A 25,915-nucleotide genomic window follows, 5' to 3' on the forward strand; every position below is an offset into this window, starting at 1 on the left:
AATCAGTAACATTTTACACTGCTCTGAAATACCGGAGAGCCAGCTACTTATAAAGTGGTAAGGATTTCGTATCCTGCTTCTGTAAGAGCAATCGTGTGCTCAAAGTGGGCACACCATTTACCATCTACCGTTACCACTGTCCAGTCATCAGATAGTGTTTTTACATATCGTCTTCCTTGATTCACCATCGGCTCGACACAGATGACCATTCCCGGCTTTAATCTAGGGCCTCTATTTGGTGGACCATAGTGCGGGATTTGAGGGGCCTCATGTAAGTCTTGCCCGATTCCGTGACCAACATACTCCCTAACGATCGAGAATCCATTCTCTTCAGCATGGGTTTGAACCGCATGTGAGATATTTGATAATCTTTCGCCTGGTTTTACTTGTTCTAGACCAAGATACAACGATTTTTCTGTGACATCAAGTAGCTTTTGAACAGATTCAGAAATGTTTCCAACTGGATACGTCCATGCAGAATCTCCATGGTACCCATTGTATTTTGCACCAATATCGATACTGATGATATCGCCCTCTTCGAGCTTACGCTTCCCTGGAATTCCGTGTACAAGCTCTTCATTTACAGAAGCACATATGCTCCCCGGAAATCCGTTGTATCCTTTAAAAGATGGCGTAGCACCATATTTTCGAATCGTCTTTTCCGCTATTTGATCGAGCTCTTTCGTTGTAATTCCTGGAGTAATATGCTGTTTCAACTCTTGATGAGTTAAAGCAACGATCCTGCCAGCTTCTCGCATGATTTCTATCTCGCGAGGAGTTTTGCAGATGATCATTACGCTAAGCCTCCGATGAGAACATCGATATCAGCAAATACTTTATTGATATCTTGCTCACCATTAATGCTTTGTAAGTAACCAAGCTCCTCGTAGAAATCAAGCAAAGGTTTTGTTTGCTTAATATTTACATCTAGACGATTTGCTACAGTTTCTTCATTGTCATCAGAGCGTTGATATAATTCACCACCACATTTATCGCACACGTCAGCTTTTGCTGGCGGATTGAATTCTAAGTGGTAAGTCGCACCGCACTCTTTACAAATGCGACGGCCTGTAAGGCGTTTTAATAACAACCCTGAATCCACATTAATGTTTAAAACATAGTCGATTTTTTTGCCAAGATCTTTCATAATCTCTTCAAGAGCTGATGCTTGTGCAACAGTTCGTGGGAAACCATCTAGTAAGAATCCTTTAATACAGTCTTCTTGACTTAAACGTTCACGAACAATTCCGATTGTAACTTCATCTGGAACAAGCGCACCTTTATCAATAAAAGATTTCGCTTGTAAACCAAGTTCAGTTTCAGCCTTCATAGCTGCACGGAACATATCTCCTGTTGAGATGTGAGGGATGTTATACTTGGCAACAATCTGTTCGGCTTGTGTACCTTTACCAGCACCAGGAAGCCCCATTAAAATTAAGTTCATCCTTGTTCCCCCTCAGTACATGAGCATGTAGGGAAGATAATTCTTCCCACTTACTCACTGCTTGATAAACCCTTTGTAATGGCGTTTTACTAATTGGCTTTCTAGCTGCTTCATTGTTTCTAAAGCAACGCCGACAACGATTAACATACTCGTTCCACCAATCTGTGCAGATGGAGGAAGATTTCCCAATTTCGTAAAGATAACTGGTAGAATTGCAATCGCTGCTAGGAAAATTGATCCTACAAAGGTCAAACGATACAAGATTTTTGTTAGATATTGTTCCGTATTCTTACCCGGACGAATACCTGGAACATATCCACCTTGCTTATTTAGATTCTCTGACATTTGCTCTGGATTAACCTGAACAAATGCATAGAAATATGTGAAGGCTACAATGAGCGCAACATATATGATCATTCCCACTGGGTGAGAATAGTTAAAGTTTGCAATAATCCACTGCGATACATCATGTTTCGGGAAGAACTGTGCAATAGTTGGAGGCGTAATTAAGAATGAAACAGCAAAAATGACTGGAATAACACCCGCACTATTTACCTTAAGCGGTAAATGTGTGTTTTGTGCTCCAGCATGATTCCCATTCCCTCCTGTTACACGCTTCGCATATTGAATTGGGATCTTTCTAACAGCCTGTTGAATGAAAATAACACCAACAATAACCGCTAGCACAGCTAGTAAAATCAATGCAACTTTAACGATACTCATGAACAATTGATCTCCGATATTTTGAAACTGTTGTTGATACACTTGAGATATAACACTTGGGATCGCTGCGGCAATACCACCAAAGATAAGGATGGAAATACCATTACCTACACCTTTAGCTGTAATCTGTTCACCTAACCACATTAAAAATGCAGTACCAGCAGTCAGTACCGTAGCAATGTATAAATAAGTGCTCCAACCTGGATTCAAAATTAATTGTCCACCTACCATACCGTTAAAACCGATTGACATACCAAACCCCTGAATAAACGCAAGAACAATTGTAAAGTAACGCGTGAATTGCGTTAGTTTACGACGGCCCATTTCACCTTGCTTCGACCATTCCGAAAATTTAGGAACAACATCCATCTGCAATAATTGCACGATGATGGATGCTGTAATATACGGCATGATTCCCATCGCGAAGATGGAGAAGTTTTTCAAGGCGCCACCGCCAAATGTATTTAGGATACCTAAAGCATTTAATTGGTCTTGTGCTTTCAGTACGTCTCCATTTGTAAATGGCACTGGGATAAACGTGCCAATCCTGAATACGATTAACATCGCTAAAGTGAATAATATTTTACGTCTTATCTCAGCAACGCGCATAAAGTTGGAGATTGTACGAAACATTAGATCACCTCAACTGATCCGCCAGCTGCTTCAATTGCTTCTTTAGCACTTGAAGAGAACTTGTGCGCTTTAACAGTTAATTTTTTCTCTACTGCTCCGCTTGCAAGAATTTTAACACCGTCGTTTAACTTGCTGATAACGCCAGTTTCCAGCAATAATTCAGGTGTTACTTCTGTACCATCTTCAAAACGATTTAACGTTGATAAGTTTACAATAGTAAACTCTTTACGGTTAATGTTTGTGAAGCCGCGTTTTGGTAAACGACGGAATAATGGAGTTTGACCACCTTCGAAGCCAAGACGAACACCGCCGCCAGAACGTGCGTTTTGTCCTTTATGACCTTTACCAGCAGTTTTACCGTTACCAGAACCGATACCACGACCGACACGGTTACGTACTTTACGAGAACCTTCTGCAGGTTTTAATTCATGAAGTTTCATTCCCAGGCACCTCCTTATATTAATGAGTTATCCTTAAGCTTCTTTTACAGTTATAAGGTGAGAAACTTTGTTGATCATACCAAGAATAGCAGGAGTTTCTTCCTTAACTACAGTTGAATTCAACTTTTTAAGACCTAAAGCTTCTACCGTCGCACGTTGATCTTGTGGACGACCAATTACACTACGAGTGAGGGTAATTTCTAACTTTTTCGCCATTTGTTTTCCCTCCTTAACCTAGTAGCTCTTCTACAGATTTACCGCGTAATTTTGCAACATCTTCAGCGCGCTTAAGTTCGCTTAATCCGTTCACAGTAGCGCGAATCATGTTGATTGGTGTGTTAGAACCAAGAGATTTCGAAAGAATATCTTGTACACCAGCTAATTCAAGTACCGCACGAACAGGTCCACCAGCAATAACACCAGTACCTTCAGCAGCAGGTTTTAAGAATACTTCACCAGCTCCAAAATGACCGTTGATTGTGTGTGGAATTGTTGTACCAACTAATGGTACAGCGATTAAGTTTTTCTTAGCGTCTTCGATAGCTTTGCGAATTGCGTCTGGTACCTCTTGTGCTTTACCAGTACCGAATCCAACATGACCGTTTTTATCGCCAACTACAACTAGTGCAGCAAAGCGGAAACGACGACCACCCTTAACAACTTTCGCGACACGATTTATCGTAACTACACGTTCTTCAAGTTCTAATTTACTTGGGTCAATGCGATGCATCAATTTTCCCTCCTTTGACCATTAAAATTGTAATCCAGCCTCACGAGCAGCTTCAGCTAGAGCTTTAACACGGCCATGGTATAAGTAACCACCGCGATCAAATACTACTTCTTTAACGCCTTTCTCTACAGCACGCTTAGCAACTGATTCTCCAACTTTCGTAGCAGCTTCAGTATTGCTAGTACCGTTAAGAGCAAGGTCTTTATCAAGAGTAGATGCACTTACTAACGTTACACCATTTACATCATCAATAACTTGAGCGTAAATATGTTGGTTAGAACGGAACACGTTTAAACGTGGACGTTCTGCAGTACCAGTAAGTTTAGCACGTACACGCGCATGTCTTTTCTTACGAGTCGCATTTTTATCAGCTTTAGTGATCATTCTTGTCACTCCTTTCTCTCACCTAACGGGTTTACTTAGCAGTTTTACCTTCTTTACGACGAACAACTTCGCCTTCGTAACGAATACCTTTACCTTTATATGGCTCAGGAGCACGTACAGCACGGATGTTAGCAGCAAATTCGCCAACACGTTGCTTGTCGATACCTTTAATTACGATTTTAGTTGGTGCAGGTACTTCAACTTCAAGACCTGCTTCCGGAGTCATTTCTACTGGATGAGAATAACCTACGCTTAATACAAGTTTATCTCCTTGTTTTTGAGCACGGTAACCAACACCGACTAATTCAAGTCCGCGTGCGAAACCTGCAGTTACACCTTCAACCATGTTTCCGATTAAAGCACGAGTTGTACCGTGTAATGCACGGTGTTCCTTCTGTTCAGATGGACGCTCAACTGTTAGTGTATTTTCTTCAATTTTGATAGACATATCAGCATTGAATGTACGAGTTAATTCACCTTTAGGGCCTTTTACTGTTACAGTATTGTCTTCTGCAATTGTAATAGTAACACCTGCAGGGATTTCAAGAATCTTTTTACCAATACGAGACATGTGGTCACACCTCCGTTCGTTTTAAATATATATTACCAAACGTATGCTACTACTTCTCCACCAGTTTGTAATTGACGAGCGTCTTTGTCTGTCATTACTCCCTTAGATGTAGAAACAAGAGCGATACCTAATCCGTTAAGTACACGAGGTACTTCATCAGCTTTAGCGTAAACGCGTAAGCCAGGTTTACTGATACGTTTTAATCCAGTGATTACACGTTCATTGTTTGCACCATATTTCAGGAAAATACGAAGGATACCTTGTTTGTTATCCTCGATGTATTCTACATCACGAATGAAACCTTCACGTTTTAAAAGTTCAGCGATCTCTTTTTTGATTTTAGAAGCAGGAACCTCTAATTTCTCATGACGTACCATGTTCGCATTACGGATGCGAGTAAGCATGTCTGCAATTGGATCTGTCATCACCATGTGTTTTACCTCCTTCCCATTTGTGGGTTTTACCAACTAGCTTTTTTAACACCAGGAATTTGACCTTTATATGCAAGTTCACGGAAACAAATACGGCAAAGTTTAAATTTGCGGTATACAGAATGCGGACGACCGCAGCGTTCGCAACGTGTATACTCTTGTACTTTAAACTTAGGAGTACGCTTTTGTTTCGCTATCATAGATTTTTTAGCCACGTTTTCGCCTCCTCTACTTAGCGTTGGCTTCCATTATTTTTGGAATGGCATACCGAATTGTGTTAAAAGTTCACGAGCTTCTTCATCAGTTTTCGCTGTAGTAACGATTACGATGTCCATACCGCGGACTTTGCTTACTTTATCATAATCGATCTCAGGGAAAATAAGTTGCTCTTTAACACCTAATGTGTAGTTCCCACGACCATCGAATGATTTCTTAGAAACACCACGGAAATCACGTACACGTGGTAAAGAAACTGACACTAATTTGTCGAAGAACTCATACATTTGTTGTCCGCGTAAAGTTACTTTCGCACCGATTGGCATACCTTCACGAAGACGGAAACCAGCGATTGATTTTTTAGCGCGAGTTACAACAGGTTTTTGACCTGCGATTTGAGTTAATTCTTCTACTGCATTGTCTAAAGCTTTTGAGTTAGATACCGCGTCACCAACACCAGTGTTGATTACGATCTTTTCGATTTTCGGTACTTCCATCACAGATTTATAGTTAAACTTGCTCATTAGAGCAGGAGTAATTTCCTTTTGGAACTTCTCTTTAAGGCGATTCAATGAAGTGACCTCCTTTCTTAAGAAAATTATTTATCTAATAATTCACCAGATTTTTTTGCAATACGAACTTTTTTACCATCTTCTACTTTGAAGCCTACGCGAGTAGGTTCGCCTGTTTTCGGATCTAATATCATAACATTAGAAACGTGAATAGGTGCTTCTTTCGTAATAATTCCACCTTGTGGATTTAATTGAGATGGCTTAGAGTGTTTTTTAACGATGTTAACACCCTCAACGATAACACGGTTTTGCTTTGGGAAAGCCACAAGGATAACACCTTGTTTTCCTTTGTCTTTACCAGTGATTACCTGTACTTTATCACCTTTTTTTACATGCATCTTAATTCTGCACCTCCTTAGCAAGGCAATACCTTAAATTATAGAACTTCTGGAGCTAAAGAAACGATCTTCATGAAGTTGCTATCACGTAATTCACGAGCTACTGGTCCGAAGATACGAGTACCACGTGGGCTCTTATCGTCTTTAATGATAACCGCTGCGTTTTCATCAAATTTGATATAAGAACCGTCCGGACGACGAGCTCCGCTCTTCGTACGTACCACTACTGCCTTAACAACGTCACCTTTTTTAACAACGCCACCTGGTGTTGCTTGTTTTACCGTAGCAACGATAATATCACCAATGTTAGCATATTTACGACCAGAGCCGCCTAATACTTTAATTGTTAAAAGTTCACGTGCACCAGAGTTGTCAGCAACTTTCAAACGAGATTCTTGTTGGATCATGTTATGAAACCTCCCTTCGGACTAAAAATTCCGATTCGTCTATTTAGATAATAACCGCTTCTTCAACGATTTCAACTAAACGGAAACGCTTAGTAGCAGAAAGCGGGCGAGTTTCCATGATTTTAACGATATCGCCAAGTTTCGCTTGGTTTTGCTCATCATGGGCTTTGTACTTTTTAGAATACTTAACACGTTTTCCGTACAAGGAATGAGTTTTGTAAGTTTCAACTAAAACTGTAATCGTTTTGTCCATTTTATCAGACACAACACGACCAGTATAAACTTTGCGTTGGTTACGTTCGCTCACTATGCAAACCTCCCCTCAATTTATCGATTAATTCCGATCTCTCTTTCACGAACTACAGTTTTCATGCGAGCAATCGCTTTACGCACTTCACGGATGCGAGTTGGATTCTCTAATTGTCCTGTAGCAAGTTGGAAGCGAAGATTGAACAATTCTTCCTTTAAAGCTTTAACTTTTGTTTCGATTTCGGCAGTGGTTAATTCACGAATATCATTAGTTTTCATTAGATTCACCACCATTTTCTTCACGTTTTACGAATTTACATTTCACAGGTAACTTGTGAGCTGCAAGACGTAATGCTTCGCGTGCTACCTCTTCAGATACACCCGCGATTTCGAACATAATTTTCCCAGGTTTTACTACTGCTACCCAGCCTTCTGGTGCCCCTTTACCGGAACCCATACGTACTTCTAGAGGTTTTGCAGTGTAAGGCTTAGAAGGGAAAATTTTAATCCATACTTTACCGCCACGTTTCATGTAACGAGTCATTGCACGACGAGCAGCTTCGATTTGACGGTTTGTAATCCATGAAGCAGCTTGTGCTTGTAAACCGAATTCACCGAAAGCAATTTCAGTTCCACCTTTTGCACGACCACGCATTTTACCACGATGCTCTCTACGATATTTTACGCGTTTTGGCATTAACATATTATTTTCCTCCTTCCTCAGAAGCTTTCTTTTTTGTAGGAAGGACTTCTCCACGGTAGATCCATACTTTTACGCCTAATTTACCGTATGTTGTATCAGCTTCAACTGCTGCATAGTCAATATCAGCGCGAAGTGTATGAAGTGGAACAGTTCCTTCACTGTAAGATTCTGCACGAGCGATATCAGCTCCGCCAAGACGACCAGAAACCTGTGTTTTAATACCTTTAGCACCTGCACGCATAGCACGTTGAATAACTTGCTTTTGTGCACGACGGAATGATACACGGTTTTCTAATTGACGAGCGATGTTTTCGCCTACTAATTTAGCGTTAAGATCAGCTCTCTTAACTTCTAAAATGTTGATGTGTACACGCTTGCCTGTTAATTGGTTAAGTGCTTTACGAAGTGCTTCAACTTCAGTACCACCTTTACCAATTACCATACCAGGTTTTGCAGTGTGAATTGTAACATTTACACGATTTGCTGCACGTTCGATTTCTACTTTAGCAACAGCAGAATCTTTTAAGCGTACAGTAATGTACTCACGGATTTTGATGTCTTCATGTAATAATGTAGCGTAATCTTTCTCAGCGAACCAACGAGATTCCCAGTCACGGATAACACCGACACGAAGACCAATTGGATTAACCTTCTGACCCATCGATTATCCCTCCTTCTTTTCTGATACCACAACTGTGATGTGGCTTGTGCGTTTGTTAATTTGGCTTGCACGACCCATTGCACGTGGACGGAAACGTTTCAACGTTGGACCTTCGTCAACGAAGACTTTTTCAACAACTAGGTTGTTAATATCCATCTCATAATTGTGCTCTGCATTTGCGATTGCAGATTTTAAAACTTTTTCTACAACTGGAGAAGCAGTTTTTGGTGTGTGGTTAAGGATAGCAATCGCTTCACCCACTTGCTTACCTCGGATTAAGTCTACTACTAAACGAACTTTACGAGGAGCAATACGAACTGTTCTCGCTACTGCTTTAGCTTGCATTGAAGTGCCTCCTCTCATTATCTTCTAGTTTTCTTATCGTCAGCAAGGTGACCTTTATACGTACGAGTTGGTGCGAATTCACCTAACTTATGGCCAACCATATCCTCAGTGATGTACACAGGTACGTGTTTACGACCATCATATACAGCGATTGTGTGTCCGATGAACTGAGGGAAGATAGTTGAACGGCGAGACCAAGTTTTAACAACTTGTTTTTGCTCAGATGCAACTAATTTTTCCATTTTGCTCATTAAGTGATCATCGACAAATGGTCCTTTTTTTAAGCTACGAGCCATTTTGGTGCCTCCCTTCGTGATTGGCGTACGGTTCTAGAAATGAACCGTACTACAATCCCATTATTTTTTACGACGACGAACGATAAATTTATCAGACGCTTTGTTTTTCTTACGAGTCTTGAATCCAAGAGTTGGTTTACCCCATGGAGACATTGGAGACTTACGTCCGATTGGAGAACGTCCTTCACCACCACCGTGTGGGTGATCAACCGGGTTCATTACAGAACCACGAACTGTTGGGCGTTTACCTAACCAGCGAGAGCGACCAGCTTTACCGATTTTGATAAGCTCGTGTTGTTCGTTACCTACTTGACCGATTGAAGCGCGACAAGCAGATAATACAAGACGTACTTCACCAGAAGTTAAACGTACAAGTACGTATTTACCTTCTTTACCAAGTACTTGAGCAGATGTACCAGCAGAACGAACTAATTGTCCGCCACGACCAGGCTTAAGCTCGATGTTATGAACAACAGTACCTACTGGAATGTTGATTAATGGTAATGCGTTACCGACTTTGATGTCAGCCTCTGGGCCAGACATAACTTCCATACCTACTTCTAAAGTTTTAGGAGCAAGAATGTAACGTTTTTCACCGTCAACGTAGTTAATTAATGCGATATTCGCAGAGCGGTTTGGATCGTATTCGATCGTAGCAACGCGTCCTGGAATTCCATCTTTGTTACGCTTAAAGTCGATGATACGGTATTGACGCTTATGTCCGCCACCTTGATGACGTACAGTAATTTTACCTTGGTTATTACGACCAGCCTTTTTGCTTAAAGGAGCAAGTAAAGACTTTTCCGGTCTGTCAGTCGTGATTTCAGCGAAATCATTCGTAGTCATGTTACGACGACCGTTAGTAGTTGGATTATACTTTTTAATTCCCATCTCAATTTCCCTCCTTCTTTAGTAAGAATTAAACGCCTTGGAAGATTTCGATTTCTTTGCTGTCAGCAGTTAGCTTAACGATTGCTTTACGACGACGGCTAGTAAAACCAGCGTGACGACCAACGCGTTTTGCTTTCGGCTTGTAGTTCATGATGTTTACTTTGTCTACATTAACACCAAAGATCGCTTCTACAGCGTCTTTAACTTCTGTTTTATTAGATTTAACGTCCACGTCGAACGTGTATTTTTTTTCAGCCATCATTTCCATAGAACGTTCAGTGATAACTGGGCGCTTAATGATATCACGAGGATCTCTCATTATGCAAGCACCTCCTCTACTTTTTCCACTGCCGCTTTTGTCATGATTAGCTTATCATGATGAAGCACATCTAGCACGTTTACGCCATCAGCAGTGATTACTGTTACTCCAGGGATATTGCGAGCAGATAACTCTACAGATTCGTTTGCATCAGCAGTTACGATAAGAGCTTTCTTCTCAACAGTTAATCCTTTAAGTACTGCTACCATGTCTTTTGTTTTTGGTGCATTTAACACTAGGTCTTCAAGAACTACAATGTTGTTCTCAACTACTTTAGTAGCTAATGCAGATTTGATTGCTAAACGACGAACTTTCTTAGGAAGTTTGTACGCATAGCTTCTTGGTGTAGGTCCGAATACCGTACCACCACCACGCCATTGAGGAGAGCGGATAGAACCTTGACGAGCACGTCCAGTTCCTTTTTGACGCCATGGTTTACGACCACCACCGCGAACTTCAGAGCGAGTTTTTACTTTGTGTGTACCTTGACGTAAAGATGCACGTTGCATCATTACAGCTTCGAAAAGTACAGCTTCATTTGGTTCGATACCGAAAATAGCTTCAGCTAATTCGATTTCACCAACCTGTGAACCAGTTTGGTTATATACAGTAACTTTTGGCATTGGAATTCCTCCTTCCTATTGTGAATTATTTGCTAACCTTCACAGCGCCTTGAACAACTACAAGAGATTTCTTAGCACCTGGAACGTTACCTTTTACTAGTAATAAGTTGCGCTCAGTGTCAACTTGAACGATTTCTAAGTTTTGGATAGTGACTTGGTCTCCACCCATACGTCCAGCAAGTTTTTTGCCTTTGAATACACGGTTCGGAGCAACTGGGCCCATTGAACCTGGACGACGGTGATAGCGAGAACCATGAGACATAGGTCCGCGAGATTGTCCGTGGCGTTTGATAACACCTTGGAAACCTTTACCTTTAGAAATTCCTGTTACGTCAACGATTTCACCTGCAGCGAAAACTTCAACTTTTACCTCTTGACCAACCTCTAATCCGTCCACGTCTGCATCGCGGATTTCGCGAATGAAGCGCTTAGGAGTTGTAGATGCTTTAGCAGTGTGGCCTTGTTCAGGTTTGTTAGTTAACTTTTCACGTTTGTCTTCAAATCCTAACTGGATTGCATTGTAGCCATCAGTTTCAGTTGTTTTCTTTTGAAGAACAACGTTTGGATTAGCAGCGATTACCGTTACTGGGATTAACTCACCGTTCTCAGCAAATACTTGAGTCATACCGATCTTTCTTCCTAAGATTCCTTTGGTCATGAGTTACACCTCCTACATTTTTAAGTTATATAAATTATAGTTTGATTTCGATATCTACACCAGATGGTAAGTCTAAACGCATTAATGAATCTACTGTTTGTGGAGTAGGACTCACGATATCGATTAAACGTTTGTGTGTGCGCATTTCGAATTGCTCACGAGAATCTTTGTACTTATGAACAGCACGAAGAATTGTGTAAATAGTCTTCTCAGTTGGTAATGGGATCGGACCAGAAACTGTTGCCCCAGAACGCTTAGCTGTTTCTACAATTTTCTCAGCTGATTGATCAAGAATACGGTGATCATAAGCTTTTAAACGGATACGAATTTTTTCTTTTGCCATTATTTTCCCTCCTTCGTTCGCCTATTTCTAAAATAGACCTTCTCCATGGAAATTTCCCCACACCATGCCATGGCAAAGCGGCCGGGTGTGTCAGCAACCTTCCACTTCATCGCAGTCAAAGACCAACATTGTCTATTATACAATGTTATTCGTCTAGATGCAAGCATCTTTTTGTTTGCATCTGCTTTTCTCTACTTTTGCTATTATACATGGCACTTTAAAGAATATCAAGTTTTCATCTAACAGAATTCATTTTACAGTTTTTGGGTTTTGAGTTTGTTGAATTTATATTATTATAGAAGAAACTCGTCAAAACATAAATAAAATGATCTCATTCATTATATAAACACAAACAAAAAACCCAAGGGAAGATCCCTTGGGTTTTATATATCAGTTAAGATTACTCAACGATAGTTGCAACTACACCGTAACCTACTGTACGTCCACCTTCACGAATAGAGAATTTAGTTCCCTCTTCGATAGCGATTGGAGCGATAAGTTCGATAGTCATTTCGATGTTGTCACCAGGCATTACCATTTCAGTACCTTCTGGTAATTGGATGATACCAGTTACGTCAGTTGTACGGAAGTAGAACTGTGGACGGTAGTTAGCGAAGAATGGAGTATGACGTCCACCTTCTTCTTTAGATAATACGAAAACCTCAGCTTTGAATTTAGCGTGTGCTTTTACAGAGCCAGTTTTAGCAAGAACTTGTCCACGTTGGATGTCTTCACGAGCAACCCCACGAAGTAGAGCACCGATGTTGTCTCCAGCTTGAGCTTGGTCAAGAAGTTTACGGAACATTTCTACACCAGTTACAGTTGTAGAAGCATTCTCTTCAGCAAGACCGATAATTTCTACTACGTCACCAACTTTAACGATTCCGCGCTCAACACGACCAGTTGCAACTGTACCACGACCTGTGATAGAGAATACATCCTCGATAGGCATTAAGAATGGTTTGTCAGTTTCACGTTCTGGAGTTGGGATGTAAGCATCAACTTCAGTCATTAATTCGATGATTTTTTCTTCCCACTCAGCTTCTCCTTGAAGAGCTTTAAGAGCAGAACCTTTAATTACAGGAATATCGTCGCCTGGGAATCCGTATTCAGATAATAGGTCGCGAACTTCCATTTCAACTAATTCTAATAATTCTTCGTCGTCTACCATGTCGCATTTGTTTAAGAATACAACGATGTAAGGAACACCTACTTGACGAGAAAGAAGGATGTGCTCACGTGTTTGAGGCATTGGGCCATCAGCAGCAGATACTACTAAGATACCGCCGTCCATTTGAGCAGCACCAGTGATCATGTTTTTAACATAGTCAGCGTGACCTGGGCAGTCAACGTGTGCATAGTGACGAGTTTCAGTTTCGTACTCAACGTGTGCAGTTGAGATTGTGATTCCGCGCTCTCTTTCTTCTGGAGCAGCGTCGATTTGATCGTATCCGCGTGCTTCAGCACCACCAGCTTTTGCAAGAACTGTAGTGATCGCAGCAGTTAATGTAGTTTTACCATGGTCAACGTGGCCGATTGTACCGATGTTAACATGGGGTTTAGAACGTTCGAATTTAGCTTTAGCCATTCTAAATTCCTCCTTAGTTTATATAGGTTATTTTATATTTAGACTAGAAAGCGAGACATAAGCCTCACTTTCTAAGCTTACATAAGTAGTTATACTTGAACAATCGATAAAAATCAATTATTCACCTTTATTTTTTTTAATAATTTCTTCTGAAACAGACTTCGGTACTTCTTCATAATGATCAAATGTCATTGAGAATGTTCCGCGTCCTTGAGTGTTAGAACGTAATGACGTTGCATAACCGAACATTTCAGAAAGTGGAACCATAGCGCGAACAACTTGTGCGTTACCGCGAGCTTCCATACCTTCTACACGTCCACGACGAGATGTTACGTCACCCATAATGTCACCCATGTACTCTTCAGGAATTACAACTTCAACTTTCATCATTGGCTCAAGAATTACTGGGCTACATTTAGAAACCGCAGCTTTAAGCGCCATAGATGCAGCGATTTTGAACGCCATCTCAGATGAATCGACATCATGGTAAGATCCGTCAACTAATGCAGCTTTAATGTCAACTAGTGGATAACCAGCTAGTACACCATTTTTAAGTGCATCTTCAAGACCTGCTCCAACAGCTGGGATGTATTCACGTGGAACTACACCACCGACGATCTTGTTTTGGAATTCGAATCCTTTACCTTCTTCATTAGGTTCAAACTCAATCCAAACGTGACCGAATTGTCCACGACCACCAGATTGACGAGCGAACTTACCTTCAACTTTCGCAGCAGCGCGGAAAGTCTCACGGTATGCTACCTGAGGAGCACCAACGTTTGCTTCCACTTTGAATTCACGGCGCATACGGTCAACGATGATATCAAGGTGAAGTTCACCCATACCAGCGATGATTGTTTGGCCAGTTTCTTGGTCAGTGTGAGCACGGAATGTTGGATCTTCTTCAGAAAGCTTAGATAATGCTGTACCCATTTTATCTTGGTCAGCTTTAGATTTTGGTTCGATAGCTACAGAGATAACTGGTTCTGGGAATTCCATAGACTCAAGGATAACAAGGCTCTTCTCGTCACAAAGAGTATCACCAGTAGTAGTATCTTTTAAACCTACAGCAGCAGCGATATCACCAGCGTAAACTGTTGAAATCTCTTCACGGCTGTTAGCGTGCATTTGTAGGATACGACCTACACGCTCACGCTTACCTTTAGTTGAGTTTTTCACGTATGATCCAGAGTTTAACACACCAGAATACACACGGAAGAACGTTAACTTACCAACATAAGGGTCAGTCATGATTTTGAATGCTAGAGCTGCGAATGGTTCTTCATCGCTAGACTTACGTTCTACAGCTTCATCTGTATCCGGAAGAGTACCTTTAATAGCAGGTACATCTAATGGAGATGGTAAGTAGTCAATAACTGCGTCTAACAGAATTTGAACACCTTTATTTTTGAATGCAGAACCACAGATTACTGGGAAGAATTCAACAGAAGTTGTAGCCTTACGGATACCAGCTTTAAGCTCTTCTATAGTGATTTCTTCACCTTCTAGGTACTTCATCATCATTTCTTCATCAAGCTCAGCTACCGCTTCAATAAGTTTTCCACGGTATTCTTCAGCTAGTTCTTTGTGCTCTTCAGGAATTTCAACACGCTCGATGTCTGTTCCTAAATCGTTACTGTACATGTAAGCACACTCTTCAACAAGGTCAATGATACCATTGAACTCGTCTTCAGCACCGATTGGTAACTGAATTGGATGTGCGTTTGCTTGTAAACGATCGTGGATTGTTCCTACAGAGTATAAGAAATCTGCACCGATCTTATCCATTTTGTTAACGAATACGATACGAGGTACGCCATAAGTAGTAGCCTGACGCCAAACAGTTTCTGTTTGTGGTTCTACACCAGATTGTGCATCAAGTACTGCTACCGCGCCATCAAGTACGCGTAAAGAACGTTCTACTTCTACTGTGAAATCTACGTGTCCTGGAGTGTCAATGATATTTACACGGTGACCCTTCCATTGTGCTGTAGTTGCAGCAGAAGTAATTGTGATACCACGTTCTTGCTCTTGCTCCATCCAGTCCATCTGAGATGCACCTTCATGAGTTTCACCGATTTTATGAATACGTCCTGTGTAATACAGAATACGCTCAGTTGCTGTTGTTTTACCAGCATCGATGTGAGCCATGATACCAATATTACGAGTGTTTTCTAAAGAGAACTCTCTTGTCATTTGGTGTCTTGCTCCTTCCATATATGGATTGGATTATTTTATTTTAAGTAGCAAAAAAGCCACTTTATATTGTTACATATGCCAGTGTCCAGTACCCTCATTATGTAAAACGAGCGCCCAACGAAAGGGAGAGGCATTCTCCCTCTCCACACTTCCATAAGCGACAAATAAAGCGGTTTATGCTTACATTTATTTTACGTTGAATCCTACCAACGGTAATGAGCAAATGCTTTGTTAGCTTCTGCCATTTTATGAGTGTCTTCACGTTTCTTAACAGATGCACCAGCGTTGTTAGCTGCATCTAAGATTTCGTAAGCTAGACGCTCTTCCATAGTTTTTTCACCACGAAGACGAGCATAGTTTACTAACCAGCGAAGACCTAAAGTTGTACGGCGTTCTGGACGAACCTCAACTGGAACTTGGTAGTTAGCACCACCAACACGACGAGCGCGTACTTCAAGAACAGGCATGATGTTCTTAAGAGCTTGCTCGAATACTTCCATAGGTTCTTTATCTGAACGTTCACGAACGATATCGAAAGCGTTATAAAGAATTGTTTGAGATTTACCTTTTTTACCGTCAACCATCATTTTGTTGATTAGGCGCGTTACAAGTTTAGAATTGTACATTGGATCTGGTAACACGTCACGTTTCGCAACAGGTCCTTTACGAGGCATATTGAGTTCCTCCTTTCATTATAAGTTTATTATTTTTTAGCAGGTTTTGGTCGCTTAGTACCATATTTAGAACGTCCTTGCATACGTTTGTCAACACCAGCTGTATCAAGCGCACCACGAACGATGTGGTAACGTACCCCTGGTAAATCCTTTACTCGACCACCGCGAATTAATACTACGCTATGCTCTTGTAGGTTATGACCGATACCTGGGATGTAAGCTGTAACTTCAATACCATTTGTTAAACGTACACGAGCGTATTTACGTAACGCTGAGTTCGGTTTCTTTGGAGTCATTGTACCAACACGAGTACATACACCACGTTTTTGAGGTGCAGAGATATCAGTTGATTTTTTCTTTAAAGAGTTAAAACCTTTGTTTAACGCAGGTGATTTAGATTTCCATACTTTATCAGTACGACCATTTCTCACTAATTGGTTAATAGTAGGCATTTGATTATCCTCCCTTCGCATGTTTGTATGACCACATATCCAGGTGGTTCATTATTAGTTGAAAACAAAGTTTTTGCAAGGGAGAGCAAATGCTCTCTCCTCACAAAAACAGTTTTAACTTATTATTCCTATTGCTGAAGCTCCCACTTGAATCCCCGAAACTTTTCCAAGCTTACGAACTGATTCAACTTTGGTTATGGGTATGTTATGTTGCAAGGCAGTACGAATGATAACATGAGTTAACCTCACATCAGCATCTTCCGCAATGACAACTTCTTTAACTATACCATTTTTGATCGCTTCCAATGTGCGTTTATGACCAACGACTACACTTTCAGCATTTGACACTTTTTGATAAGACATATAAATATCCTCCAAAGCATCGTTCAGGAGCAACCTTGATTATAGTAACATTTTGACTCATACAATGTCAACTAGGATTAGCTGTTTTTATACAAAATTTACGACGGAAAATTTTACTGTTCCACATAAACTTCATCGTTTTCTACATTCATGTTATCTTGTGTTGTTTTTACAAGATCCACTTTGCGATAACGATTCATACCTGTTCCGGCAGGAACAAGCTTACCGATAATAACATTCTCTTTCAATCCTAGAAGCTCATCGCGTTTACCCTTAATTGCTGCATCTGTTAGAACACGAGTTGTTTCTTGGAACGATGCTGCAGATAAGAACGAATCAGTTTCAAGTGAAGCTTTAGTAATACCAAGTAGAACCGGTCTAGCTGTTGCTGGTCGTTTACCTTTCAGTAACACCTTCGCATTCGCATCAGTAAACTGATGGATATCTAGTAATGTTCCTGGTAATACATCTGTTTCACCCGCATCGCTTACACGAACTTTACGTAGCATTTGACGTACCATTACTTCTACGTGTTTGTCACCAATTTCTACCCCTTGCATACGGTATACTTTTTGAACTTCACGTAATAAGTATTCTTGTACTGCTGTAATGTCCGTTACTTTTAGTAATTCTTTCGGATCAATAGAACCTTCTGTTAACTCTTTACCATGGCTAATTGGCTGTCCTGGAGTTACTTTCAGACGAGCACCGTAAGGAATAGCATACGTACGAGCTTCAACTTCACCCTGTACAACTACTTCTTGGCGATCTTTAACATCGTTGATCGCTGCGATAACACCGTCGATTTCACTGATAACTGCCTGACCTTTCGGATTACGAGCTTCGAAGATCTCTTGGATACGAGGTAAACCTTGTGTGATATCATCTCCGGCAACCCCACCTGTATGGAACGTACGCATCGTTAACTGTGTACCTGGCTCACCGATAGATTGAGCTGCGATAATACCTACCGCCTCTCCTACTTCTACGTCTGTACCAGTTGCTAAGTTACGACCGTAACACTTCTTACATACACCGTGGCGAGTATTACACGTAAATGCTGAACGAATGTTTACAGTTTCAACACCCGAATTTTCAACGATATGAGCGATATCTTCAGTAATTAATTGGTTTTCACTAACTAATACTTCACCTGTTTCAGGATGTTTTACAGTTTTTCTTGCAAAACGTCCAACAAGACGATCATATAGTGACTCAATAACTTCATTACCCTCTTTAATCGCACCAATTAGTAAACCGCGATCTGTTCCACAATCATCTTGACGAACAATTACATCTTGTGCAACGTCTACAAGACGACGTGTTAAGTAACCAGAATCGGCAGTTTTAAGTGCTGTATCGGCAAGACCTTTACGTGCACCATGCGTAGAGATGAAGTACTCAAGTACTGTTAAACCTTCACGGAAACTTGATTTGATCGGAAGCTCAATGATACGACCAGATGGATTGGCCATCAGACCACGCATACCAGCAAGCTGAGTAAAGTTCGATGCGTTACCACGGGCACCGGAATCACTCATCATGAAGATTGGGTTGCGTTTATTCAAGGATTTCATCAGCTTTCCTTGGATAACATCTTTTGCATTACTCCAAATAGAGATAACACGATCGTAACGTTCTTCTTCCGTGATTAAACCGCGACGGAATTGTTTAATTACATTATCTACTTTTGCTTGTGCTTCATGGAGAATTTCATCTTTTTCGCCTAATACAAGAATGTCTGATACCCCAACTGTAATACCAGCTTTTGTAGAGTATTTAAATCCTAAGTTTTTCATACGGTCAAGCATGCGAGATGTTTCCGTAATTTGGAAACGCTTGAATACTTCCGCAATAATGTTACCAAGGATCTTCTTGCTAAATGGCGCCACTTCTTCGCGACTAGCAATAATTTCTTTAATGTTCGCACCTTTTTCAACGAAATATTCCGCTGGTGTTTCTTTTTCAAGGTTTGAGTTTGTCGGTTCATTAATATAAGGGAACGACTCTGGTAAGATTTCGTTAAATATTAATTTACCAACTGTTGTTAATAGAAGCTTACCTTTTTGCTCTTCAGTAAATGTTACGTTATTTACTGAACTTGCAGCAACTGCAACACGTGTGTGCAGATGTACATATCCATTTTGGTATGCAAGTATTGCTTCGTTTGCATCTTTGAAGACCATACCTTCACCGATTGCACCCTCGCGCTCAAGTGTTAAGTAATAGTTACCTAATACCATATCCTGAGATGGAGTAACAACTGGTTTTCCGTCTTTTGGATTCAAGATGTTTTGTGCCGCTAACATAAGAATACGAGCTTCCGCTTGTGCCTCTGATGATAACGGAACGTGAACCGCCATTTGGTCACCGTCAAAGTCCGCGTTGTATGCAGTACATACAAGTGGGTGAAGACGGATTGCGCGACCTTCCACTAATGTAGGTTCAAACGCCTGGATACCAAGACGGTGAAGTGTTGGTGCGCGGTTTAGAAGTACTGGATGCTCTTTGATCACAGATTCTAAAACGTCCCAAACTTCAGGTTGTACACGCTCGATTTTACGTTTAGCACTCTTAATGTTGTGTGCTAATCCTTTTCCAACTAACTCTTTCATAACGAAAGGCTTAAACAATTCAAGCGCCATTTCTTTCGGTAATCCACATTGGTACATCTTTAAGTTCGGTCCTACAACGATTACAGAACGGCCAGAGTAGTCAACACGTTTACCTAATAAGTTTTGACGGAAACGTCCTTGTTTACCTTTAAGCATGTGAGATAGTGATTTTAATGGACGGTTACCTGGTCCAGTAACTGGACGGCCACGACGACCATTATCGATTAATGCGTCTACAGCTTCTTGTAGCATACGTTTTTCGTTTTGAACGATGATGCTTGGTGCACCTAAGTCCAATAGACGTTTTAAACGATTGTTACGGTTAATTACACGACGATATAAGTCGTTTAAGTCAGAAGTAGCAAAACGTCCACCATCTAACTGTACCATCGGGCGTAGTTCTGGTGGGATAACTGGAAGAACATCTAAGATCATCCAAGATGGGTGATTTCCAGAGTTACGGAATGCTTCTAATACTTCTAGACGTTTAATAGCACGAGTACGGCGTTGTCCTTGTGCTGTTTTTAATTCTTCTTTTAAGAAGTCTACTTCTTTATCTAAATCGATATCTTGCAGTAGCTTTTTAATCGCTTCTGCACCCATAGCAGCTTGGAATGTGCTGCCATATCGATCACGATATGCACGGTATTCTTTTTCAGAAAGTAATTGCTTCTTATCAAGTGGTGTATCTCCACTTTCTGTTACAACATAAGAAGCGAAATAAATTACTTCTTCAAGCGCGCGAGGGGACATGTCTAAGACAAGTCCCATGCGGCTCGGGATACCTTTGAAATACCAAATATGAGATACAGGAGCAGCTAATTCGATATGGCCCATACGTTCACGACGAACTTTTGCACGCGTTACTTCAACGCCACATCGATCACAAACTACACCTTTATAACGTACACGTTTATATTTTCCGCAATGACATTCCCAGTCCTTTTGTGGTCCGAAAATACGCTCACAGAACAAGCCATCTTTTTCAGGCTTTAACGTACGATAGTTAATTGTTTCTGGTTTCTTAACTTCACCGTATGACCAAGAACGAATCTTGTCAGGTGAAGCAAGTCCAATCTTCATATATTCAAAGTTATTTACATCTATCAAGGGGCCTACCTCCCTTTTAGTCTACAGGTTATCCCAATTATTCCTTAGTTGTCTCAACTTCAACATTCAATTTATCTGCTGATTGATGATCGTCGTCATCTTCCGTATCACGCATTTCAATTTCTGTATCGTCGCTAGACATCATTTTAACGTCCATACCTAAACTTTGCAGTTCTTTAATCAATACTTTGAATGATTCAGGAACGCCTGGTTCTGGAACATTTTCGCCTTTAACAATTGCTTCATACGTCTTAACACGTCCAACAACATCATCAGACTTCACTGTTAAGATTTCTTGAAGAGTATAAGCAGCACCATAAGCTTCAAGTGCCCAAACCTCCATCTCACCGAAACGCTGTCCACCGAACTGAGCTTTACCTCCAAGAGGTTGCTGCGTTACAAGTGAGTATGGTCCAGTAGAACGAGCATGAAGTTTATCGTCAACCATGTGCGCAAGTTTGATCATATACATGACACCAACAGATACGCGGTTATCGAATGGCTCACCAGTACGTCCGTCATACAGGATTGTTTTCGCGTCATTTGCCATACCAGCTTCTTCGATTGTGCCCCATACATCTTCCTCACGAGCACCATCAAATACTGGTGTTGCAATGTGAATGCCAAGGTATCTTGCCGCCATACCAAGATGAAGCTCTAATACCTGACCGATATTCATACGAGATGGTACCCCTAATGGGTTTAACATGATATCGATTGGCGTACCGTCTGGTAAGTAAGGCATATCTTCTTCTGGTAAAATACGAGAGATAACACCTTTGTTACCGTGACGTCCGGCCATCTTGTCACCTTCAGAAATTTTACGTTTTTGAACGATATATGCACGTACAAGTTGATTCACGCCTGGTGGCAATTCATCGCCATCTTCACGGTTGAACACTTTTACGTCTAAGATAATACCGCCACCACCGTGTGGTACACGTAGCGATGTATCACGTACTTCACGTGCTTTTTCACCGAAGATTGCGTGTAATAGACGTTCTTCAGCTGTTAATTCTGTTACACCTTTAGGTGTTACTTTACCAACAAGTAGATCTCCATCTTTTACTTCCGCACCAACGCGAATGATACCGCGCTCGTCAAGGTTGCGTAGTGCATCTTCCCCAACATTCGGGATATCACGTGTAATTTCTTCTGGTCCAAGCTTCGTATCACGAGCTTCTGACTCATATTCTTCAATATGAATAGAAGTGTACACATCATCTTTTACAAGGCGCTCACTCATAATGATCGCATCCTCGTAGTTATAACCGTCCCATGTCATGAAGCCAACAAGCACGTTACGTCCAAGTGCTAGTTCACCTAATTCCATAGAAGGACCATCCGCAAGGATTTCACCTTTCACAACTTGATTTCCAACACTTACGATTGGACGTTGGTTGTAGCAAGTTCCTTGGTTAGAACGAATGAATTTCTGCATTTTGTAGCGATCTAAGTCGCCTTTTACTGTTTGACCGTCAACTTCTACATAGCGACGTACCCAAACTTCACGTGCTTCTACGCGTTCAACAACACCAGGGTGTTTACAGATTACTGCAGCACCTGAGTCTTTTGCTGATACGTACTCCATACCAGTACCTACAATCGGAGATTCCGGATTCATTAACGGAACCGCCTGACGTTGCATGTTCGCTCCCATAAGTGCGCGGTTAGAGTCATCGTTTTCTAAGAACGGAATACAAGCTGTCGCTGCCGACACTACTTGTTTTGGAGATACATCCATGTAGTCGATGCGTTCTTTATTTGTGACAATGTTTTCACCACGGAAACGAGCTACGATATCTTCATCAAGGAATTCCCCTTCTGCAGATAATTTCATATTCGCTTGGGCTACAACATAATTATCTTCTTCATCTGCTGTTAAATAATCAACATGCCCTGTTACAAGACCAGTTTCTGGGTCAACACGACGGTATGGTGTTTCAATGAAACCAAACTCATTTACTTTCGCGAACGAAGATAATGAGTTAATCAAACCGATGTTTGGTCCCTCTGGTGTTTCAATTGGACACATACGACCGTAGTGAGAGTAGTGAACGTCACGCACTTCAAAGCCTGCGCGCTCACGCGTTAAACCACCAGGTCCTAATGCAGATAGTCTTCGTTTGTGAGTTAACTCTGCTAATGGGTTTGTTTGATCCATGAACTGAGATAACTGAGAACTTCCGAAGAACTCTTTAATAGATGCAATAACAGGACGAATATTGATTAATGCCTGTGGTGTAATTGCATTTGTATCTTGAATCGACATTCTCTCACGAACAACACGTTCCATACGAGAAAGACCGATACGGAATTGGTTTTGTAATAGTTCTCCTACAGAACGCAGACGACGATTTCCTAAATGGTCGATATCATCTGTATCCCCTACTTTGTATAGTAAGTTGAAGAAGTAACTAATAGAAGCAAGAATATCACCTGGTGTGATGTGTTTTACATCACGAGTAATATTTGCATTCCCAATTACGTTAATAGTACGTTCGCCTTCTGATTCTGGAGCATAAATCTTAATAGATTGCAGCTCAACATCGCCTTCTACCACTCCACCCATTGGTTTCGCTGTTTTGAATCCAATGTTTTTCTCTAAGTAAGGTAAAATGCGATCCAGTGTACGACGATCTAAGACTGTTCCTTCCGCCGCTAAAATTTCACCAGTTTCTGGATCCACTAATGTTTCAGCTAAACGTTGGTTAAACAATCTGTTTTTCATGTGTAACTTTTTGTTGATCTTATAGCGACCTACATTTGCTAAATCGTAGCGCTTTGGATCGAAGAAACGAGACACAAGTAAGCTCTTTGCATTTTCTACTGTTGGTGGTTCACCAGGACGTAGACGCTCATAAATTTCAAGCAATGCTTTTTCTGTGCTATCTGTATTGTCTTTTTCTAATGTGTTGCTTAAGTATTCGTTATCACCTAAAAGCTCGGTGATTTCTTGATCAGAGCCAAACCCTAATGCGCGTAACAAAACAGTTACAGGAAGTTTACGCGTACGGTCAATACGCACATATACAACATCCTTAGCATCTGTTTCATACTCTAACCAAGCTCCGCGGTTTGGAATTACAGTAGCAGTAAAACCACGTTTTCCGTTTTTATCCACTTTGCCACTATAGTATACGCTTGGAGAGCGAACTAACTGGGAAACGATAACACGTTCTGCACCGTTAATTACGAATGTTCCAGTCTCTGTCATGAGTGGGAAATCTCCCATGAACACATCTTGTTCTTTTACTTCACCAGTTTCCTTGTTGATTAGACGCACTTTTACACGAAGTGGTGCTGCATACGTCACATCACGCTCTTTGCATTCGTCTACAGAGTATTTAGGTTCACCTAAGCTGTAGTCGATAAATTCAAGCGATAGATTTCCCGTAAAGTCTTCAATCGGAGAAATGTCTTGGAACATTTCTCGCAAACCCTCATCAAGAAACCACTGATAAGAAGAGGTTTGAATTTCGATAAGATTTGGTAACTCTAATACTTCACTAATACGGGCATAACTTCTTCGTTGGCGGTGGCGTCCGTATTGAACTAGTTGACCTGTCAACTGCTTCACCCCTCAAATCATGAGTATTATAAATGCACAAAAAAATTTGTGCAAAATCACAAATAAATACAACTACTGCTAATAGCGTAGTCTTTTTCTCTTAAAGATAGATACGTTGAGTCTTTCTACCTGCTCAAAAAGAAAAATGGCTTCTATAAGAAAACCATCATTCTGTTTCATAATCTGCTGATTTTACTATCTTTTCCAAGAGAAACAAAAATATACATCTTTCTCAACGCAGAAAATCATATATTGGCATTGTATAATGTTAACATAGCCAAAAATAACCGTCAACGTTTTTTTGATTTTATGATATAATATCCTTTTTTCTTTTCTACAACTTCAACTTCAGAAAATACTTCCTCTAGTTTTTTCAGCGCAGATGGTGCACCTTGCTTCTTTTGAATAACAATCCACAGCTCTCCACCTGGAACTAAATACTCCACAGCCTTTTCTAAAATCTCATGCACGGTATCTTTACCCGCACGAATTGGAGGATTAGATAGAATAGCAGCATACTTGCCATCTACATTTTCATAGACGCTACTTTGAAAAATACGTACATTCTCGATTCTGTTATTAGCGGCATTTTCTTTTGCAAGCCCAAGTGCTCTTTCGTTCACATCCACCATGTGAACGTCACAACCTTGAAACTCTTTCGCTAACGACAAACCAATCGGACCGTATCCACAACCTACATCTAATATATCACCTTTAATATCTGGCATTTGAAACGCTTCAATTAAAAGACGGGAACCAAAGTCCACCTCGTTTTTCGAGAACACCCCATGGTCAGATACAAAAGTGAATTGAGATCCACGAAGTGTAAATTCCCATCGTTTACGATCACTTTTACTCGTAGGGTCGTTAGAAAAATAATGGTCTGCCATATGGCCACCTCTTTTCTTTACAGTTAAAAAAAAAGCTCGCATGAGAGCGAGCTTTTTTAAAGCATCAAAAGTTAATTACTTAACTTCTACAGCAGCGCCAACTTCTTCAAGTTTAGCTTTCATTTCTTCAGCTTCCTCTTTAGAAACGCCTTCTTTGATTGCTTTTGGAGTGTTGTCAACTAATTCTTTAGCTTCTTTTAAGCCAAGACCAGTGATTTCACGTACAGCTTTGATAACTTTGATTTTTTGAGCGCCAGCACTTGCAAGTACTACGTCAAACTCAGTTTTCTCAGCAGCAGCTTCACCAGCGCCACCAGCTACAGCTACAGGAGCAGCAGCAGTTACGCCGAATTCTTCCTCGATAGCTTTTACTAAGTCGTTAAGTTCTAATACAGTCATAGATTTAACTGCTTCAATGATTTGTTCTTTAGTCATTGTAAATATCCTCCCTTAAATAGGTTTGTATTGTTTTATAG

At 40.8% G+C, this 25,915-nt stretch carries 33 protein-coding genes; all 33 read right to left on the reverse strand.

Features of this window, described 5'->3' with window-relative positions; all coding sequences use genetic code 11:
• Nucleotides 1-47: 47 nt before the first annotated feature.
• Nucleotides 48-794 (reverse strand): type I methionyl aminopeptidase, encoded by a 747-nt coding sequence (gene map, locus MR109_RS23965; RefSeq protein WP_071717885.1) that lies wholly within the window; start codon nt 792-794, stop codon nt 48-50.
• A complete protein-coding gene (locus MR109_RS23970; RefSeq protein WP_025149623.1) occupies nt 794-1,444 on the reverse strand; it encodes an adenylate kinase in 651 nt (216 codons plus the stop codon). The genes map and MR109_RS23970 overlap by 1 nt, the downstream gene beginning before the upstream one ends.
• Nucleotides 1,445-1,498: 54 nt before the next feature.
• Nucleotides 1,499-2,800, reverse strand: coding sequence for a preprotein translocase subunit SecY (secY, locus tag MR109_RS23975; protein WP_000490118.1), 1,302 nt, complete (start codon nt 2,798-2,800; stop codon nt 1,499-1,501).
• Nucleotides 2,800-3,240, reverse strand: a complete 441-nt coding sequence (rplO, locus tag MR109_RS23980) for a 50S ribosomal protein L15 (RefSeq protein ID WP_000766083.1) — start codon at nt 3,238-3,240, stop codon at nt 2,800-2,802. Before rplO ends, secY begins: the two co-directional genes overlap by 1 nt.
• A gap of 33 nt (nt 3,241-3,273) precedes the next feature.
• The gene (gene rpmD, locus MR109_RS23985; protein WP_001085231.1) at nt 3,274-3,456 is read right to left on the reverse strand and encodes a 50S ribosomal protein L30; all 183 of its coding nucleotides are present in this window, start codon (nt 3,454-3,456) and stop codon (nt 3,274-3,276) included.
• Between the two features lie 13 nt (nt 3,457-3,469).
• Nucleotides 3,470-3,970 carry a 30S ribosomal protein S5 gene (gene rpsE, locus MR109_RS23990; RefSeq protein ID WP_000554646.1) on the reverse strand — a complete coding sequence of 167 codons (501 nt, stop codon included), beginning with the start codon at nt 3,968-3,970 and terminating at the stop codon, nt 3,470-3,472.
• A 21-nt stretch (nt 3,971-3,991) separates the two neighbouring features.
• Nucleotides 3,992-4,354, reverse strand: a complete 363-nt coding sequence (gene rplR / locus MR109_RS23995) for a 50S ribosomal protein L18 (protein WP_000628818.1) — start codon at nt 4,352-4,354, stop codon at nt 3,992-3,994.
• A gap of 31 nt (nt 4,355-4,385) precedes the next feature.
• Nucleotides 4,386-4,925: a 50S ribosomal protein L6 gene (gene rplF, locus MR109_RS24000; protein ID WP_002115328.1), complete on the reverse strand. Its 540-nt coding sequence runs from the start codon at nt 4,923-4,925 to the stop codon at nt 4,386-4,388.
• A 32-nt stretch (nt 4,926-4,957) separates the two neighbouring features.
• The gene (rpsH, locus tag MR109_RS24005) at nt 4,958-5,356 is read right to left on the reverse strand and encodes a 30S ribosomal protein S8 (RefSeq protein ID WP_000245511.1); all 399 of its coding nucleotides are present in this window, start codon (nt 5,354-5,356) and stop codon (nt 4,958-4,960) included.
• 29 nt (nt 5,357-5,385) lie between these two features.
• Nucleotides 5,386-5,571 carry a 30S ribosomal protein S14 gene (gene rpsN, locus MR109_RS24010; protein WP_001085700.1) on the reverse strand — a complete coding sequence of 62 codons (186 nt, stop codon included), beginning with the start codon at nt 5,569-5,571 and terminating at the stop codon, nt 5,386-5,388.
• A gap of 33 nt (nt 5,572-5,604) precedes the next feature.
• The gene (gene rplE, locus MR109_RS24015; protein WP_002091528.1) at nt 5,605-6,144 is read right to left on the reverse strand and encodes a 50S ribosomal protein L5; all 540 of its coding nucleotides are present in this window, start codon (nt 6,142-6,144) and stop codon (nt 5,605-5,607) included.
• Nucleotides 6,145-6,170: 26 nt separating this feature from the next.
• Nucleotides 6,171-6,482, reverse strand: coding sequence for a 50S ribosomal protein L24 (gene rplX, locus MR109_RS24020; protein ID WP_000558200.1), 312 nt, complete (start codon nt 6,480-6,482; stop codon nt 6,171-6,173).
• 38 nt (nt 6,483-6,520) lie between these two features.
• Complete coding sequence (gene rplN, locus MR109_RS24025; protein WP_000615912.1) at nt 6,521-6,889, reverse strand: 50S ribosomal protein L14; 369 nt, start codon at nt 6,887-6,889, stop codon at nt 6,521-6,523.
• Between the two features lie 43 nt (nt 6,890-6,932).
• Nucleotides 6,933-7,196 (reverse strand): 30S ribosomal protein S17, encoded by a 264-nt coding sequence (rpsQ, locus tag MR109_RS24030; protein WP_000004106.1) that lies wholly within the window; start codon nt 7,194-7,196, stop codon nt 6,933-6,935.
• Between the two features lie 20 nt (nt 7,197-7,216).
• On the reverse strand, nt 7,217-7,417 hold the full coding sequence (gene rpmC / locus MR109_RS24035; protein ID WP_000855718.1) for a 50S ribosomal protein L29: 201 nt from the start codon (nt 7,415-7,417) through the stop codon (nt 7,217-7,219).
• Nucleotides 7,407-7,841, reverse strand: a complete 435-nt coding sequence (gene rplP / locus MR109_RS24040) for a 50S ribosomal protein L16 (RefSeq protein ID WP_000928969.1) — start codon at nt 7,839-7,841, stop codon at nt 7,407-7,409. The genes rpmC and rplP overlap by 11 nt, the downstream gene beginning before the upstream one ends.
• A gap of 1 nt (nt 7,842) precedes the next feature.
• Nucleotides 7,843-8,502, reverse strand: a complete 660-nt coding sequence (gene rpsC, locus MR109_RS24045; protein WP_000529958.1) for a 30S ribosomal protein S3 — start codon at nt 8,500-8,502, stop codon at nt 7,843-7,845.
• Nucleotides 8,503-8,505: 3 nt separating this feature from the next.
• The gene (gene rplV / locus MR109_RS24050) at nt 8,506-8,847 is read right to left on the reverse strand and encodes a 50S ribosomal protein L22 (RefSeq protein ID WP_001148024.1); all 342 of its coding nucleotides are present in this window, start codon (nt 8,845-8,847) and stop codon (nt 8,506-8,508) included.
• 17 nt (nt 8,848-8,864) lie between these two features.
• Entirely contained in the window at nt 8,865-9,143 is a 279-nt protein-coding gene (gene rpsS, locus MR109_RS24055; RefSeq protein WP_000124454.1) for a 30S ribosomal protein S19, read from the reverse strand.
• A 60-nt stretch (nt 9,144-9,203) separates the two neighbouring features.
• Nucleotides 9,204-10,034, reverse strand: a complete 831-nt coding sequence (gene rplB / locus MR109_RS24060) for a 50S ribosomal protein L2 (protein ID WP_000511585.1) — start codon at nt 10,032-10,034, stop codon at nt 9,204-9,206.
• Between the two features lie 28 nt (nt 10,035-10,062).
• On the reverse strand, nt 10,063-10,353 hold the full coding sequence (gene rplW / locus MR109_RS24065; protein ID WP_001205559.1) for a 50S ribosomal protein L23: 291 nt from the start codon (nt 10,351-10,353) through the stop codon (nt 10,063-10,065).
• Entirely contained in the window at nt 10,353-10,976 is a 624-nt protein-coding gene (rplD, locus tag MR109_RS24070; protein WP_001127261.1) for a 50S ribosomal protein L4, read from the reverse strand. The genes rplW and rplD overlap by 1 nt, the downstream gene beginning before the upstream one ends.
• Before the next feature lie 25 nt (nt 10,977-11,001).
• Nucleotides 11,002-11,634 (reverse strand): 50S ribosomal protein L3, encoded by a 633-nt coding sequence (gene rplC / locus MR109_RS24075; protein WP_000160209.1) that lies wholly within the window; start codon nt 11,632-11,634, stop codon nt 11,002-11,004.
• A gap of 34 nt (nt 11,635-11,668) precedes the next feature.
• Complete coding sequence (gene rpsJ / locus MR109_RS24080; RefSeq protein WP_001040595.1) at nt 11,669-11,977, reverse strand: 30S ribosomal protein S10; 309 nt, start codon at nt 11,975-11,977, stop codon at nt 11,669-11,671.
• A 400-nt stretch (nt 11,978-12,377) separates the two neighbouring features.
• Nucleotides 12,378-13,565 (reverse strand): elongation factor Tu, encoded by a 1,188-nt coding sequence (gene tuf / locus MR109_RS24085; RefSeq protein ID WP_048374300.1) that lies wholly within the window; start codon nt 13,563-13,565, stop codon nt 12,378-12,380.
• A 117-nt stretch (nt 13,566-13,682) separates the two neighbouring features.
• Complete coding sequence (fusA, locus tag MR109_RS24090) at nt 13,683-15,761, reverse strand: elongation factor G (protein WP_242274110.1); 2,079 nt, start codon at nt 15,759-15,761, stop codon at nt 13,683-13,685.
• 206 nt (nt 15,762-15,967) lie between these two features.
• The gene (gene rpsG / locus MR109_RS24095) at nt 15,968-16,438 is read right to left on the reverse strand and encodes a 30S ribosomal protein S7 (protein WP_001137492.1); all 471 of its coding nucleotides are present in this window, start codon (nt 16,436-16,438) and stop codon (nt 15,968-15,970) included.
• Between the two features lie 29 nt (nt 16,439-16,467).
• Nucleotides 16,468-16,890: a 30S ribosomal protein S12 gene (gene rpsL / locus MR109_RS24100; RefSeq protein WP_001142341.1), complete on the reverse strand. Its 423-nt coding sequence runs from the start codon at nt 16,888-16,890 to the stop codon at nt 16,468-16,470.
• Nucleotides 16,891-17,004: 114 nt separating this feature from the next.
• Nucleotides 17,005-17,253, reverse strand: coding sequence for a ribosomal L7Ae/L30e/S12e/Gadd45 family protein (locus MR109_RS24105; protein ID WP_025149626.1), 249 nt, complete (start codon nt 17,251-17,253; stop codon nt 17,005-17,007).
• 113 nt (nt 17,254-17,366) lie between these two features.
• A complete protein-coding gene (gene rpoC / locus MR109_RS24110) occupies nt 17,367-20,978 on the reverse strand; it encodes a DNA-directed RNA polymerase subunit beta' (RefSeq protein ID WP_242274111.1) in 3,612 nt (1,203 codons plus the stop codon).
• A 37-nt stretch (nt 20,979-21,015) separates the two neighbouring features.
• Nucleotides 21,016-24,549: a DNA-directed RNA polymerase subunit beta gene (gene rpoB, locus MR109_RS24115; protein WP_025149628.1), complete on the reverse strand. Its 3,534-nt coding sequence runs from the start codon at nt 24,547-24,549 to the stop codon at nt 21,016-21,018.
• Between the two features lie 290 nt (nt 24,550-24,839).
• Nucleotides 24,840-25,439, reverse strand: a complete 600-nt coding sequence (locus MR109_RS24120; protein WP_025149629.1) for a class I SAM-dependent methyltransferase — start codon at nt 25,437-25,439, stop codon at nt 24,840-24,842.
• A gap of 75 nt (nt 25,440-25,514) precedes the next feature.
• Nucleotides 25,515-25,874 carry a 50S ribosomal protein L7/L12 gene (gene rplL, locus MR109_RS24125; protein WP_000159737.1) on the reverse strand — a complete coding sequence of 120 codons (360 nt, stop codon included), beginning with the start codon at nt 25,872-25,874 and terminating at the stop codon, nt 25,515-25,517.
• Between the last annotated feature and the right edge of the window lie 41 nt (nt 25,875-25,915).

The sequence above is a fragment of the Bacillus cereus group sp. BfR-BA-01310 genome, from assembly GCF_022664325.1.
GTDB lineage: Bacteria > Bacillota > Bacilli > Bacillales > Bacillaceae_G > Bacillus_A > Bacillus_A paramycoides.